This is a genomic window from Actinoalloteichus hymeniacidonis, assembly GCF_014203365.1.
In the GTDB taxonomy this organism is placed as follows: Bacteria; Actinomycetota; Actinomycetes; order Mycobacteriales; family Pseudonocardiaceae; genus Actinoalloteichus_A; species Actinoalloteichus_A hymeniacidonis.
Genome location: NZ_JACHIS010000001.1, coordinates 2,583,663 through 2,601,018, shown reverse-complemented (window position 1 = coordinate 2,601,018; position 17,356 = coordinate 2,583,663). Strand labels below are relative to the sequence as shown.

Below are 17,356 nucleotides of genomic sequence, written 5' to 3'. Positions count from 1 at the left end.
GGACGGCTCCTCACAGTTCTTCCAGCCATTCGTGGATCGCTTGTGCGGTCGTCCGCGCGTGCGCCGAGACCACCGTGAAGTGGTTCCCCGGAACCCGGACGACCCGGTCCCAGACCTTCTCCGCGTCGGTGTGGGCGTAGTCCGGCCGAAGTGCCTCCGACATCGACTCGGATGCGCTGACCAGCAGTGTCGGCACGGACAACGGCGTCGGCCGCCAGGACATGACAAAGCCCGAGTAGGCGCCCTGCGCGACGAGCTGGTGCCCCAGGGACACCGCCTCGCGCCCGGAGGCCAGTGCGTGCCGCCCCATCTGGGACCGCATGAATTCGCCGTACTCCGCGTCGTCGAACACGTCAAGGGGGTAGGTGTCGACGAGGACGACCCCGGCCGGTGGCCTGCCGATACCCGCCAGGTGGGCGGCCGTCGCGTGGGCGAGGTAGCCCCCCGATGAATGTCCCATGAGCACGACCGGATCGCCTCCCGTCGAGGCCAGGACTGCGTCACCGCAGGCCCGCGCCAACGCTTCGAGGTCGGCCGGAACCGGTTCTCCCGCAACGAATCCGGGCGGGACGAGCGCCGACATTTGCCGCGGTTCCGGGAAGTTCTTCGCGAGGATCGTGTAGGCGTCCCAGATCACCGGCGCGATCGGGGCGCTCAGGCAGATCACCGCGGGCCGGGCGTCGCCGTCGGCCAGGCGTCGCGTCGTGGTCCGCGATTCGCCATCGACGAAGGTCGGCAGCAGACGGCCGAGCATGGCGAGCACGTCCGTCGCCTCGTCGACGCGTCCGTCGCCGATGGCGCGCTGGTACAGCGACACGACAGTGTCCTCGCCACCGTCGTCCACGTTCTCGGTCGGCGCGGCAGCAGGCGCACCGGCGCGGAGCTTCAGCTTCGGCAGCAGGTGTCCAGCCAGCTCTTCCGAGGTGGGGTGGTCGAAGACGACGGTCGGCGCGAGCCGGACGCCGGTGGTCGTGGCGAGGCGGTTGCGCAGTTCGAGTGCCGTCAGGGAGTCGAACCCGAGGTCTCGGAACGTCGTGTCGTCAGAGGCGGCGTCCTCCTGCGCGCGCCCGAGCACGAGCACGGCTTCGGCCCGGATCGCGTCGGCGAGCGCGGGCCCGCGCTCGTTCTCGGACAGCTGAGCCAGGTGGTCCAGGAGCTTCGGCCCCGTCTGCGGCCCCGCCTCGACAGCGGCGGCAGCGCGCCGCATCGACCCGGTGCGGGGTATCAGTCTGGTCAGTAGCGGTGGGATTTCCGGTGTATGTCGTAGGGCGGTGTGGTCGAGTCGTAGGGCCAGGGTGTGCGCGGGTTCGGCGTGCCGGGCCAGGTCGAGTAGTTCGAGGCCTTCTTTGCTGGTGAGTGGCACGATTCCGGTCGCGGTGATCCGCTGGACGTCGGTGGCGTCGAGGTGCCCGGTCATCGCGCTGCGTTGTTCCCAGAATCCCCAGGCCACGGCGGTGGCGGGTAGGCCGTGTGTTTTCCGGTGTTGGGCGAACGCGTCGATGAATGCGTTGGCGGCGGCGTAGTTGCTTTGGCCTGCGGCGCCGAGAGCGGCGGCGGCGGAGGAGAACATCACGAATTCGGACAGGTTGTGTCCGGTTGTGAGTTCGTGGAGGTTGATGACCGCGTCGACTTTGGGGCGTAGTACGGCTGCGAGTCGTTGCGGTGTCATGGACTCCAGCAGCCCGTCGTCGAGGATGCCTGCGGTGTGGACGACTGCGGTCAGTGTGTGTCCTGACAGCACTGTTGCCAGGGCGTTCCGGTCGGCGATGTCGCAGGCTTGCAGGGTGACCTTCGCCCCGGACTCCGTGAGTTCGGCGACCAACTCGGCCGCGCCGTCAGCGTCTTTGCCACGGCGGCTGACCAGCAACAGATTCCGTGCGCCGTGTGTGTTGACGAGGTGGCGGCAGACCAGGGCGCCGAGGGTTCCGGTGGCCCCGGTGACCAGCACCGTGGCGTGGGGATCGAAAGTGTGCGGGATGGTCAGTACGGCCTTGCCGACCAGCTTGGCCTGGCTGAGGTTGCGCATTGCCTCGGGAGCGCGGCGGATGTCGAACGAGGACACCGGGATGGGTTGGAGGATGCCGCGGGCGAATAGGTCGACGATGTCGGCGAGGATCTCTTGCAGTCTTGGTGTTCCGGCTTCGGCCAGGTCGTAGGCCCGGTAGGCGATCCCCGGGTGGTCGGTGGCGATGATGTCGGGGTCGCGGATGTCGGCTTTGCCGAGTTCGAGGAACCGTCCGCCTCGGGGGAGTAGCCGCAGGGTGGCGTCGACGAACTCTCCGGCTAGACAGTCCAGGACGATGTCGACGCCCTCGCCGTTGGTGGTGTCGAGGAATTGTTGTTCGAAGTCCAAGGTCCGTGAGTTGGCGATGTGGGTGTCGTCGTAGCCGGTGGCGTGCAGGGTGTCCCACTTGGCGGTGCTCGCTGTTCCGAAGACCTCCAGACCGAGGTGGCGGGCGAGTTGTGTCGCGGCGGAGCCGACCCCACCGGCGGCCGCGTGGATCAGGACACGCTCACCGGGCTTGGCCGCCGCTAAATCCACCAACCCGTAATACGCCGTCAGGAACACCACCGGCACCGCAGCCGCCTGCTCCCACGACCACCCGGCCGGCTTGGCGGCCACCAAACGAGCGTCAGCCACCGCAATCGGACCCGAACCTTCGAAAAGGCCGAACACCTCGTCACCAACCTCGACGCCGATGACGTCCGAGGCCACCTCCACGATCACGCCGGCGCCTTCGCCGCCGATGACGGCGTCAGGATCGGGGTAAGCACCCAGGGCGATGAGCACGTCCCGGAAGTTCAGCCCCGCAGCGCGTGTCGCGATCCGCACCTCGCCCTCGTTCAGCTCACGGGACATATCCGGCGCGCCGAGCAGGGCCAGGTTTCCCAGACTGCCCTGTTCGGTGACGCCCAACCGCCAGACCGGATCCGCCGGCGGCAGCATGGTGCCACCGGACGCTGTCCGCGCGAGCCGGGGCACCGACACCACCTCGCCACGGACAACTGTCTGAGCCTCGCCGGTCGCCACGGCCACCGGCAGCGACGCATCACCGTCAAGGTCGACCAGGAAGAACCGGCCGGGGTTCTCCGACTGCGCCGAGCGCACCAGCCCCCACACCGCCGCACCCGGTAGGTCCGTGACGTCCTCGTCATGGGACGCCGCGACCGCGCCACGGGTCACGAACACCAACGGCACGTCGTCCAAGTGGGGTTCGGCGAGCCATTCCTGCAACAGTGCCAACGTGTCACTCGTCGCCGAGTGCACGGCCGCAGTCAGATCACCGTCGTAGGTCCGCGCGACCACCACAGCAGCGGTAGGCGGCGCAGCCGCCAGGGAAGCAAGGTCCGAATAGGACACCCTCCCATCCCCGAGGCGCAGATCATCAGACCCGAGCACGACCCAACCACCATCACCCGGCGGCACCGTGACGGACTCCCACTCCAACCCGAACAACAGGTCATGGTGGGCGGGACGGGATGTGGCCAGGTCTGTGGCGGACACCGGCCGCAACGTCAACTCACCGGTACGAGCCACCGGCCGACCATCCACACCAAACAGATCAACCGAAACCGCATCCGCACCCATCGGAGAGACCCGCACCCGCAACGCGGACGCACCCACCGCCCACAACGACACGTCACGAAACACGAACGGCAGCCGCGTCCCGCTCCCTTCGCTGAGCCCGACCGTGTGCAAGGCCGCATCCGACAGCGCCGGGTGCAGGCCGAACCGCTCGGCGCCCGTCGGGTCCGGCAGCGTGACCTCGGCGAACAGGTCGTCGCCGGACCGCCATGCCGCCGTCAGCCCCTGGAACAGCGGCCCGTAGTCCAGACCCGATCCGGAGAGGCCGGGGTACAGGTCCCGCACGTCGAGGGGCTCCGCCCCGGTCGGCGGCCACTGCTCCAGCCGTACGGGTGCGCCTTGCTGTTCGTCGGTGAGGACGCCCGAGGCGTGCAGCACCCACTCCTCGTCCGCGCGCGAGTGCACGCTCAGTGAGCGGCGGCCCATCTCATCGGGCGCCGTCACCGTCACCTGGACATGGACTTCGCCGCGTTCCGCCAGGATCAGCGGCGCCGACACCACGAGTTCTTCGATACCGGCAGCGCCGACCTCGTCTGCGGCCCGCAGCGACAACTCGACGAACCCCGTACCGGGGAACAACACCGACCCTAAGACGGCGTGATCAGCCAGCCACGGATGGGTGCGCAAGGACAACCGGCCGTTCAGCACCGCGCCGCCCCCATCGGCCAAGGACAGGGCTGTGCTCAGCAGCGGGTGGTCGGTCGATGGCGGGGCTTCCATCCAGTACCGGTCCCGTTGGAACGGGTAGGTGGGCAGCTCCACCGTGGAACGCTCGGGACCGAACACCGCGTCCCAGTCAGGCTTGGCGCCACCCGCCCAGGCATCCGCCACGGAGTGTAGGAACCGGCCGAGGCTGCCGTCGTCGCGGCGGAGGGAGCCGACCACCGCGGCCTTGCTCCCCGCCGCCTCGATGGTCTCCTCGATACCGACGGCCAGCACCGGATGCGGACTGGACTCGATCAGCAGATCGTGACCGTCCTCCAACAACTGTCTGGTCGCCTGCTCGAACAGCACCGGCCGACGCAAGCTCTCATACCAGTACTCGGCGTTCAACCCCGAGGTGTCGAGCACCCCGCCGGTCAGCGTGGAGTAGAACGGCAGCTCCACCGACCGCGGTGTGACCGGAGCCAACACCTTCAGGATCTCGTCACGCAACCGCTCCACGTCAGCGGAGTGGGAGGCGTAGTCCACCGGTACCCGACGCACCCGAACCCCAGCAGCCTCCACCTCGGCCTGCCACCGATCCAACACCCCCGCCGCACCCGACACCACCACCGAACCCGGCCCGTTGACCGCAGCAACCCCGATCCCGTCGACCAACCGGGCACGCACCTCATCCACCGACAACGCGACGGACACCATGCCACCGTCACCGGCGATACCCAGCAACACCCTGCTGCGCAACGCCACCACCCGGGCACCATCCCGCAACGACAACGCACCGGCGACCACCGCGGCAGCGATCTCGCCCTGTGAATGACCCACCACCGCAACAGGCTCCACACCAAAAGAACGCCACAGCGCAGCCAACGACACCATCACCGCCCACAACACTGGCTGCACCACATCAACACGCTCGAGCTCGCCGCCGGCACGTAGAACGTCGACCAACGACCACTCGACGAACTCCGACAGCGCCGATCCGCACTCATCCATCGACGCCGCGAACACGGGCGAGGAGTCCATCAACTCCACCGCCATACCCACCCACTGCGAACCCTGACCCGGAAAGACGAACACCGCCCTACCGGCACCGACCCGCTGCGCGGTAACCGACCCCAAGCCCTCCCGGTCACCGGTCGTCACCACCGCACGCCAGTCGAACACCGACCGGGTCGTCGCCAACGACCAACCCACATCCACCGGGTCCACACCGGGATGCGTTTCGAGGAAGTCCTTCAGGCGCCCGGCCTGCGCCAGCAGCGCGGGCTCGGTCTTCGCCGAAAGGACCAACGGCACCACAGCCGGCAGCGGTTCCGCCCGCACGACAGGAGCTTCCGATGTCTGTTCGAGGATCACGTGCGCGTTGGTCCCGCTGAGGCCGAACGATGAGACCCCAGCACGACGCGGCCGATCCACCTGCGGCCAGTTCTGTGCCTCGGACAGCAAACGCACCGCACCGGTCGTCCAGTCCACCTGCGGAGTCGGCTCATCGACATGCAAAGTCTTCGGCAACCGGCCGTGTTGCATCGCCAGCACCATCTTGATGACACCCGCGACCCCGGCCGCGGCCTGCGTGTGACCGATATTCGACTTCAACGACCCCAACAACAACGGCCTGTCCTGAGGACGATCCTGCCCATAGGTCTCCAGAAGCGCCTGCACTTCGATCGGGTCCCCGAGCCTGGTCCCGGTGCCGTGCGCCTCCACCACGTCCACATCGCCAACACCGAGCCCGGCACTCGTGAGGGCCTGGCGGATGACCCGTTCCTGGGACGGACCGTTCGGCGCGGTCAACCCGTTGGAAGCCCCGTCCTGGTTCACCGCCGAACCCCGCATCACCGCAAGCACCCGATGACCGTTGCGCTGAGCATCGGACAACCGCTCCAACAGCAGCATCCCCACACCCTCGCCCCAGCCGGTGCCGTCCGCCGCACCCGCGAACGACTTGCAGCGCCCGTCTGCGGCCAGCCCCCGCTGCCGGCTGAACTCCACGAAACCCGCAGGCGAGGACAACACGGTCGCACCACCCGCCAGAGCGAGCGTGCACTCACCCTGCCGCAACGACTGCGCCGCCAGGTGCATCGCCACCAACGACGACGAACACGCCGTGTCGACCGTGACCGCCGGTCCTTCAAGCCCAAACGTGTAAGCAATCCGTCCGGAAGCCACGCTGCCCGCCGCGCCGCTGGAGAGGTAGCCCTCCAATCCGTCCGGCACATCGGTCAACCGGGAGAAGTAGTCGGTCATGCTCAAGCCGGCGAACACGCCGGTGCGGCTGCCTCGTAGCGTCCCCCGGTCGATGCCCGCACGCTCGAACGCTTCCCACGCCGTTTCCAACAGCAACCGCTGCTGCGGGTCCATCGCCACGGCCTCCCGAGGGCCGATGCCGAAGAACGCCGGGTCGAACCCGGCGACGTCGTCCAGGAAGCCACCCTCGACGGAGTAGGTCTTCCCGACGGCGTCCGGATCGGGATCGTAGAGGCCCTCGACGTCCCAGCCGCGATCCACTGGGAAGTGCGACACCGCATCGGTTTCCGAGTCCACCAGCCGCCACAGGTCCTCCGGATCCGCCACACTGCCCGGCAAGCGGCAACTCATCGCCACGATCGCGATCGGCTCGCGGGCCGCCGCGGTCGCTTCCTGGTGGAGGCGACGCAGGCGATCGTTGTCCTTCAAGGACGCCCGAAGCGCGGCGACGACCTTCTCCGACTGCGTGTCCATCGATTTCCTTCCCACTTCTCGGCTCGATGTCACGGCTCGGCGCGTTCGAGTGCCATCTCGACGAGGCTGTCGAGGTCCAGTTCATCGACGTCCGCCCCGGCGTCGCCGTCACGGACGTCGTCGGGCACGCGGGGTGCCGACTCGCCGACACTTTCCGCGAGCCGGAGCAGGGGCTCCAGCAACCCCAGGTCGCGGAATCGGCTGACGGGGATCGTCGCCAGCGCGTGTTGGATCCGCGCTTCGAGCGTGGGTGCGTCGTGCAGCTTCGCGAACAGCCGTTCGGCCAGCGCGACCGGTGTCGGGTAGTCGAACACCAGCGTGGCGGGCAGCCGCACCCCGGTGGCCTTGGTCAGCCGGTTGCGCAACTCCACGGCGGTCATCGAGTCGAATCCGGCGTCCTTGAACGCCAGTTCGCCGTCCCCCCAGTCGACGGCAGCCAACCCGAGGACCTCGGCGGCGTGCGTGTGCACGAGGTCGATGAGGAAAGCGACGCGCTGGTCCTCGGTCATCATGGCCAGCCGACGTCCGAGATCTCCCGCCTCGCCGGCTCCCGCAGCGCTCCGGCGCACCGGTCCGGTCCGGCCCACCAGCCCGTTCAAGATCGGCGGCAGGTCACGGGCGCGGCGCAGTTCGGTGATGTCCCAGCGGGCGGCCAGGACGTGGGCCCGTTCGGCTCGCAAAGCCGAGTCGAACAGGGCCAAGCTCTCCTCCTCCGCCGAGGAGACCAAGCCCCAGGCGATGGACGAACCCGGCAGCCCTTGAGCCCGCCGGTGCCGGGCGAACGCGTCGAGGAAGGCGTTGGCCGCCGCGTAGCCGCCCAGCCCCTCGGTGCCGAGGAGTCCAGCCGCCGACGAGAACGTCACGAACTCCGACAGGCTCTCCCCTGCGGTGAGGTCGTGGAGGTTGATCACAGCGTCGACCTTGGCCCGTAATACCGCCGCCAGCCGTTCCGGCGGGGTCGACGCCGTGAGGTCCTCGTCCAGCATCCCTGCGGCGTGCACGACAGCTGTCAGCGCATGCCCGGCCAGCGTCGCCGCCAGAGCGTCGCGGTCGGCGGCATCGCAGGTCACCAGGGTGACCCGCGCCCCCATCTCCGTCAGCTCGGTGACCAACTCCGTCGCTCCGGATGCGGCTTCCCCGTGCTGGTCGATCAGCAGCAGGTCACGCGCACAGTGCGCGGTCACCAGGTGCCTGCACACCATCGCGCCGAGCGCTCCGGTAGCGCCGGTGACCAGCACCGTGCCCTCTGCAATGCCGGTTTCCGGCGAGTCCCGCTTCGTGATCCGCACGACCCTTGGCACCGACACCACTCGGCCGCGCGCGGCCACCTCGGGCTCCCCGGCCGCCACGGCCAACGGGAGTGATGCCGCGCCTTCGTCGTCGATATCGACCAAGACGAACCGGTCCGGGTTCTCCGACTGGGCGGAGCGGACCAAATCCCACACTGCGGCGCCAGGCAGATCGGTGACGTCGTCCACCGCGCCGCGGGTCACGAACACCAGAGGAACGTCGTCAACGCTCCGGTCGGCCAGCCACGATTGCAGCAGCGCCAACGTCTCCGCGGTCGCGGTGTGCACCGCGTCGGCGATACCGCCTGCCGTGTCGTACGACCGTGCGACGACGGCGAACGCCGCCGCGTGCAGGTCGGTGACGGCGACACCGGCTGTCTCGAGTCCGGCCATCACGCCGAGGTCGTCGGGGCCCACTACCGCCCAGTCGCCGGTGGCCGGTTGCGGTTGCTCCGCAACAGGTGTCCAATCCACCCCGAACAGGTCGTGGCGGGTGGGCCGAACAGACTCCACTTCGGACACCGACCGGAATGTCAGTTCCCCGATCGACGCCACCGGCTGCCCGGCCGTGTCGGCGAGTTCCACCGACACCGCGTCCGTGCCGGCCGGGGACACTCGTACGCGCAGCGTGGAAGCCCCCACCGCGTGCAGTGACACGTCCCGGAAGGCGGATGGCAGCCGTGCCCCGTCCTCGCCACTCAGACCGACGACTTGCAGCGCGGCGTCCAACAGAACCGGATGCAGGCCGAACCCGGCGGCGTCCACTTCCTTGGCCAGTGATACCTCGGCGAACATCTCGTCATCACGCCGCCACGCCGCCGTCAGTCCGGAATCGAACACGTCGATGGCTTGGGCCTCGACCGGCGGCCATTGTTTCGGCCAGGTCGGTGTGTCTTGGTGGTGTTGGGTGAGTGTGCCGGAGGCGTGGAGTACCCATTGGTCGTTGGTGTGGGAGTGGATGGTCAGTGAGCGGTGTTGTGTGTCGTCGGGTGCGGTGACGGTTACCTGGATGGGGGTGGAGCCGTGTTCGTCGAGCACCAGTGGGGTTGCCAGCACCAGTTCCTCGATCCGGCCGCCGCCGATTTCGTCGGCGGCTCGTAATGCGAGTTCGAGGAAACCGGTGCCGGGGAACAGGGCTGATCCCAGGATGGTGTGGTCGGCCAGCCATGGGTGGGTGTGCAGGGACAATTGGCCGGTCAGCAGTACTCCGCCTGTGTCCGCGAGCGTGACCGCCGCGCCCAGTAGTGGATGATCCGCCGAGCCCAGGCCAGCCGAGGAGACGTCTCCGACCGACTGGGTGGTTTCGAGCCAGTACCGTTGGTGTTGGAACGCGTAGGTCGGTAGTTCCACGTCGGCACGACCCGCCCCGAATACGGCCTCCCATCGTGGGAGCACGCCACGGGTGTGTAACTGCGTTAATGCCGTGAGGGCGGCTGTGGGTTCCGGGGTGTTCTTGCGTAGTGATGTGATGGCGGTGATGTCGGGGGTGTCGGCGATCATTGCTGACAACGCGCCGCCTGGTCCGACCTCCACCAACGTGGTCACTTCGTTGTCGCGTAAGGCGTGGATGTTGTCGGCGAAGCGGACGGTGTTGCGTACGTGGTGTACCCAGTATTCGGGGTTGGTGACGTCTGCGCCTACTACCGGGATCGTGGGCGCGTGGTAGGTGAGGTTTTCGGCGATGGCGCGGAACTCGTCGAGCATCGGGTCCATCAGTGATGAGTGGAACGCGTGGCTGACCCGTAGTCGTGTCGATCCGGGGAACTGGGCGGCGATCTCCAGGACCGCGGTTTCCTCGCCGGAGATGACCACCGCGTCCGGTCCGTTCACGGCCGCGATGTCCACCGGGCGTCCGGCCAGCAACGGTAGTACGTCGGTTTCGGAGGCTCGGAGTGCGACCATCGCACCGCCTGGGGGTAGTGCCTGCATCAACCTGCCCCGGGCCGCCACCAACTTCGCCGCGTCGGGTAGCGACAACACACCCGAAACGTGGGCGGCGGCCAGCTCGCCGACGGAGTGGCCGACCAGGTAGTCGGGTGTGATGCCCCAGGATTCCCACAGTCGGTACAGGGCTACCTCGATGGCGAACAACGCCGGTTGGGCATGGCCGGTGTCATCGATCGACCAGTCACCCACGTCGAAGTGCGACCACACCTCGTCGAACACCCGGGCGAACACCGGGAACTCCGAATACAGCTCCCGACCCATACCGGCCCGCTGGGACCCCTGACCGGGGAAGGCAAACGCCAGCTTCCCCTCGGACACCACACCCCTGGCCACACCACCGGCCGAACCACCGTCGGCCAGAACACCTAGTGCTTCCAACAAGCCTGCACGATCACTGGCCACCACCGCCGCACGATGGGCCAACCCGGCACGCGTCGTCGCCAACGACCAGCCGACTTCCGCCGGGTTGAGGTCGGGGCGGTCCTGCACGAACGCGCGCAACCGAGCGGCCTGCGCCAGCAATGCGGGCTCACTCCGAGCCGAGAGCACCCAGGGCACCAACTTCGGCACCGGATCGGAGGACGCCGTGCGGGATTCGAGTTCGTGCTCGGGTGCCTGTTCCAGCACGACGTGCGCATTGGTGCCGCTGATACCGAACGACGAGACCCCAGCACGACGCGGCCGACCGACTTCAGGCCATGCCCGTGCCTCGGACAACACCCGCACCGCACCGGTTGTCCAGTCCACCTGCGGGGTCGGCTCATCGACATGCAAAGTCTTCGGCAACCGGCCGTGTTGCATCGCCAGCACCATCTTGATGACACCCGCGACACCGGCTGCGGCCTGGGTGTGACCGATGTTCGACTTGACCGAGCCGAGCAATAACGGCTCGTCCCGGTCCTGCCCGTAGGTCGCCAACAAGGCCTGTGCTTCGATCGGGTCGCCGAGCCGAGTGCCCGTGCCGTGTGCCTCCACCACATCGACATCGCCGACACCCAACCCGGCACTCGCCAGGGCCTGCCGGATCACCCGTTCCTGGGACGGACCGTTCGGCGCGGTGAGGCCATTGCTGGCGCCATCCTGGTTCACCGCCGAACCCCGCATCACCGCGAGAACCCGGTGACCGTTGCGCTGGGCATCGGAGAGCCGCTCCAACAGGAGCATCCCCACACCCTCGGCCCACCCCGTACCGTCCGCCGCACCCGCGAACGACTTGCAGCGGCCGTCCGCGGCCAGCCCCCGCTGCCGGCTGAACTCCACGAAACCCGCAGGCGAGGACAACACCGTGACCCCACCGGCCAACGCCAACGTGCTCTCACCCTGCCGCAACGACTGCGCCGCGAGGTGCATCGCCACCAACGACGACGAACACGCCGTATCGACGGTCATCGCCGGGCCTTCCAACCCGAAGGTGTAAGCGATCCGCCCGGAAGCCACACTGCCTGCCGTGCCGCTGGACAGGAACCCCTCAACTCCTTCGGGAAGCTCAGACAGCCGAGAGAAGTAGTCGTTCGAGAGCAGGCCTGCGAACACTCCCGTGCGGGAGCCTCGCAGTGTCTGTGGGTCGATGCCTGCTCGTTCGAAGGTTTCCCACGCCGTTTCCAGGAGCAGTCGTTGCTGGGGGTCCATCGCGATGGCTTCGCGTGGGCTGATGCCGAAGAACGCCGAGTCGAACCCGGCGACGTCATCCAAGAACCCACCCTCGGCGGAGTAGGTCTTCCCCGGGGCGTCGGGGTCGGGGTCGTAGAGGTTCTCGAGGTCCCAACCCCGGTCGGTCGGAAAGCCCGACACCGCGTCGGTTCCCGAGTCCACCAACCGCCACAGGTCTTCCGGGCCCGCGACGCCGCCAGGGAACCGGCAACTCATCGCCACGATCGCGATCGGCTCATCACTGACTGCGGTGGCCACCACTGATCCAGCGGTACCGGCCTGCTTACCCAGCACCTCCGAGAGGAGCCGCTCTGCAAGCGAGGTCGGTGTGGGGTGGTCGAACACCAGAGTGGCGGGCAGTCGGACGCCCGTCGCCGCCGTGAGCCGGTTGCGCAGTTCCAGCGCAGTCAGCGAGTCGAACCCGGCTTCCTTGAACGCCCGACCCGCATCCACCCCACCGGCCCCGGACAGGCCCAGGACGGCGGCGGCGTGGGTTCGGACGAGATCGGTCAAGAACGTGATGCGCTGGTCATCGGTCATCGAGACGAGTTTGCGAGCCACTCCACCGGCCCCGGCGGTCGCCGCTGTGTTCCGACCCGACCCGGAGGCGGGCACCAGCCCGCTCAGCAACGGCGGAATGTCACCGGCCCGCCGCAACGCTGCGATATCCAACCGAGCCGCCAACACATAAGCAGGCCCGACACACCGGGCCAGGTCGAACAGACCCAGCCCCTCCTCGCTGGTCAGTGGCACGATCCCGGTGGCGCTCATCCGCTGGATATCCACGGTGTCCAGGTGCCCGGTCATCGCACTGCGCTCGGCCCAGAAGCCCCACCCGACCGCAATACCCGGCAGGCCTTGAGCCCGCCGATACTGGGCGAACGCATCGATAAACGCGTTGGCCGCCGCGTAGTTGCTTTGACCCGCGCTTCCGATGGCCGCCGCAGCCGAGGAGAACATCACGAACTCCGACAGGTTGTGTTCTGCCGTCAACTCGTGGAGGTTGATCACCGCGTCGACCTTCGGCCGTAACACCGCCGCCAGCCGTTGCGGTGTCATCGACACCAACAACCCGTCGTCCAAGATGCCTGCGGTGTGGATCACCGCTGTCAACGTGTGTCCTGACAGCACTGCTGCCAGGGAGTCTCGGTCGGCGATGTCGCAGGCTTGTAGGGTGACCTTTGCTCCCAGTTCCTCCAGCTCGGCGACCAGTTCGGTAGCGCCGGGGGCCTCGGCTCCACGGCGGCTGGTCAGCAGCAGATTCCGTGCGCCGTGTGTGTTGACGAGGTGGCGGCAGACCAGGGCGCCGAGGGTTCCGGTGGCCCCGGTGACCAGCACCGTGCCTTCCGCAACACCTGCCACCGGCGTGCCCTCCACCGCCACCCGACCGAGACGGGGCACCAACGACGAGCCCCCACGAACAGCCAACTGCGGCTCTTCGCCAACCACCCCACCCGGCAACGACCCCGCATCACCGAGGTCGACCAGGAAGAATCGGCCGGGGTTCTCCGACTGGGCCGAGCGCACCAGCCCCCACACCGCCGCACCCGGCAGATCCGTGACGTCCTCATCATCAGACGCCGCGACCGCGCCACGGGTCACGAACACCAACGGCACATCATCCAAACGGGAATCAGCCAACCACTCCTGCAACAGTGCCAACGTGTCACTCGTCGCCGAGTGCACCGCCGCAGTCAGATCACCGTCATAGGTCCGCGCGACCACCACAGCCCCAGGCAGCACCGCAGGCATGGACGCGATGTCAGGATAGGAAGACGCCTCGCCCACCACACCGAGGTCATCGGGGCCAAGCACGGCCCACTCACCCTCACCGGGCTGTGCGGCGGTGGGCTCCCACTCCAACCCGAACAACAGGTCATGACGAGCAAAATCCGCCGTGGACACCGGCCGCAACGTCAACTCACCGATACGAGCCACCGGCCGACCATCCACATCGAACAGATCAACCGAAACCGCATCCGCACCCATCGGAGAGACCCGCACCCGCAACGCGGACGCACCCACCGCCCACAACGACACGTCACGAAACGCGAAGGGCAGCCGCGTCTGCGCTCCGCCGCTCAGCCCGACCGCGTGCAAGGCGGCATCGGACAGCGCCGGGTGCAGGCCGAACCCGGTGGCCTCCGCCCCATCCGGCAGGGCCACCTCGGCAAACACCTCGTCGCCGGACCGCCACGCCGCCGTCAAACCCTGGAACAGTGGCCCGTAGCCCAGGCCAGCTTCCGCCAGGTCCGGGTATAGACCGCTGACGTCGACTGGTTCAGCCCCAGGTGGCGGCCACTGCTCCAACCGCACCGGCTCCCCTTGCGGATCCGGCACGAGAATGCCCGTCGCGTGGAGCACCCACTCCTCATCCACGCGCGAGTGCACCGTCAACGGGCGGCGGCCCGACTCGTCCGCCGCTGCCACGGCCACCTGGATCTGGACACCGCCACGTTCAGTCAGAACCAGCGGCGTCGGCACCACCAGTTCCTCGATCCGGGTGCCGCCGACCTCGTCACCGGCCCGCAACGCCAACTCGACGAAGGCCGTACCCGGCAGCAACACCGAGCCCAGGACGGCGTGATCAGCTAGCCACGGGTGGGTACGCAGCGACAGCTTGCCCGTCAGCAACGCCCCGCCGGCGTCCGCCAACGTGACCGCCGCGCCCAGGAGCGGGTGACCTGCCGAGCCCAGGCCCGCAGAGGCGATGTCGCCCGTCGAGGGACCAGCCTCCAGCCAGAACCGTTCCCGCTGGAACGCATACGTCGGCAGCTCCACCACCGAGCGTCCAGCGCCGAACACCACGTCCCACGCCGGTGTGATGCCACCCGCCCAGGCTTCCGCGACCGATTTGACGAACCTGCTGAGGCCGCCATCGTCGCGGCGCAGAGAACCGAGCGCCGTGACAGTGGTCCCGGCCGCCTCGGCGGTCTCCTCGATGCCGACGGCCAGCACCGGATGCGGACTGCATTCGATCAGTACGTCGTGACCGTGGTCGAGCAACGCGCGAGTGGTCTGCTCGAACAGCACCGGCTGACGCAAGCTCTCGTACCAGTACTTCGCGTCCAACCCCGAGGTATCCAACACCCCGCCGGTCAGCGTGGAGTAGAACGGCAGCTCCACCGACCGCGGTGTGACCGGAGCCAACACCTTCAGGATCTCGTCACGTAACCGCTCCACGTCAGCGGAGTGGGAGGCGTAGTCCACCGGTATCCGACGCACCCGGACCCCAGCAGCCTCCACCTCGGCCTGCCACCGATCCAGCACCCCCGCCGCACCCGACACCACCACCGAACCCGGCCCGTTGACCGCGGCGATCCCGATCCCGTCGGCCAACCGGGGGCGCACCTCGTCCACCGACAGTGCGACGGACACCATGCCACCGTCACCGGCGATACCCAGCAACACCCTGCTGCGCAACGCCACCACTCGGGCACCATCCCGCAACGACAACGCACCGGCGACCACCGCGGCAGCGATCTCGCCCTGTGAATGACCCACCACCGCAGCAGGCTCGACACCAAAAGAACGCCACAGCGCAGCCAACGACACCATCACCGCCCACAACACTGGCTGCACCACATCAACACGCTCGAGCTCGCCGCCGGCACGTAGAACGTCGACCAACGACCACTCGACGAACTCCGACAGCGCCGATCCGCACTCATCCATCGACGCCGCGAACACGGGCGAGGAGTCCATCAACTCCACCGCCATACCAGCCCACTGGGAACCCTGACCCGGGAAGACGAACACCGCCTTACCGGTACCGACCCCGACGACAGGACCGCCGGATGCCAACGCCGTCAGACCATCGAGCAAGGCATCCCGATCACTCCCCACCACCACCGCACGCCGGTCGAACACCGACCGCCCCGTCGCCAACGACCAACCCACATCGGCCGGATCGAGGTCGGAATGTGCCTCGAGGAAGTCTTTCAACCGCCCGGCCTGGGCCAGCAACGCCTGCTCACTCCGAGCCGACAACACCCACGGCACCACCCTCGGCATCGGATCGGGGGACGCAGTGCGGGATTCGAGTTCGTGTTGGGGTGCCTGTTCGAGGATCACGTGCGCATTGGTGCCGCTGATACCGAACGACGAGACCCCAGCACGACGCGGCCGACCGACTTCAGGCCATGCCCGTGCCTCGGACAACACCCGCACGGCACCGGTTGTCCAGTCCACCTGCGGAGTCGGCTCATCCACATGCAAGGACTCTGGCAACCGGCCGTGTTGGATCGCCAGCACCATCTTGATGACACCCGCGACACCGGCCGCCGCCTGGGTGTGACCGATATTCGACTTGACCGAGCCGAGCAATAACGGCTCGTCCCGGTCCTGCCCGTAGGTCGCCAACAAGGCCTGTGCTTCGATCGGGTCGCCGAGCCGAGTGCCCGTGCCGTGTGCCTCCACCACGTCGACATCGCCGACACCCAACCCGGCACTGGCCAGGGCCTGCCGGATCACCCGTTCCTGGGACGGACCGTTCGGCGCGGTGAGGCCATTGCTGGCGCCGTCCTGGTTCACCGCCGAACCCCGCATCACCGCAAGGATTTGATGGCCGTTGCGCTGAGCATCGGACAACCGCTCCAACAGCAGAAGGCCGACACCTTCGCCCCAACCAGTCCCGTCCGCAGCGCCTGCGAACGGTTTGCACCGTCCATCCGAGGCCAATCCCCGCTGCCGGCTGAACTCCACGAAACCCGCGGGTGAGGACAACACGGTCGCGCCACCCGCCAGAGCGAGCGTGCACTCGCCCTGCCGCAACGACTGCGCCGCCAGGTGCATCGCCACCAACGACGACGAACACGCCGTATCGACGGTGACCGCCGGGCCTTCCAACCCGAGGGTGTAAGCGATCCGCCCGGAAGCCACGCTGCCTGCGGCCCCGGTGGACAGGAAACCCTCGACTCCATCGGGAAGCTCGGATAGCCGGGACAGGTAGTCGTTCGAGATCAGTCCCGTGAACACGCCGGTACGACTGCCCCGCACCGCTCTCGGATCGATGCCGGCCCGTTCGAAGATTTCCCACGCCGACTCCAGCAACAACCGTTGCTGCGGGTCCATCGCCACGGCTTCGCGTGGGCTGATGCCGAAGAACGCCGAGTCGAACCCGGCGACATCATCCAAGAAGCCACCCTCGGCGACATAGCTCTTCCCGACGGCGTCCGGATCGGGATCGTAGAGCCCCTCGACGTCCCAACCTCGATCCACGGGGAAGCCCGACACCGCGTCGGTTCCCGAGTCCACCAGCCGCCACAGGTCCTCCGGACTGGCCACCCCGCCAGGGAACCGACAACTCATCGCCACGATCGCGATCGGCTCACGCTGCGCGCTGTCGTTCTCCTGGAGCTGGCGACGGGCGTCGAGCAACTCCGTGGTGACCCGCTTGAGGTAGTTCACCAACTCTTCTTGGCTGGGCACAGAAGGTCTCCCTATTCAGCGGAACGACGGCGGGTGAGTGCCAAGGGATGTCTTGTTACTCGGTGACCAG

The 17,356-nt window shown here is 67.9% G+C and carries 1 protein-coding gene and 1 pseudogene; both read right to left on the bottom strand.

Annotated features, from left to right (window positions below):
* Nucleotides 1–10 precede the first annotated feature (10 nt).
* A complete protein-coding gene (locus tag BKA25_RS11245) occupies nucleotides 11–6,970 on the bottom strand; it encodes a type I polyketide synthase (RefSeq protein ID WP_069850028.1) in 6,960 nt (2,319 codons plus the stop codon).
* 29 nt (nucleotides 6,971–6,999) lie between these two features.
* Nucleotides 7,000–17,280: pseudogene (locus BKA25_RS11240) on the bottom strand (SDR family NAD(P)-dependent oxidoreductase); the annotation flags it as partial.
* Nucleotides 17,281–17,356 lie beyond the last annotated feature (76 nt).

What these genes read in the sequence shown, in the direction of transcription:
- BKA25_RS11245 (WP_069850028.1), bottom strand. Translation starts at nt 6,970, where the DNA reads ATGGACACGCAGTCGGAGAAGGTCGTCGCCGCGCTTCGGGCGTCCTTG.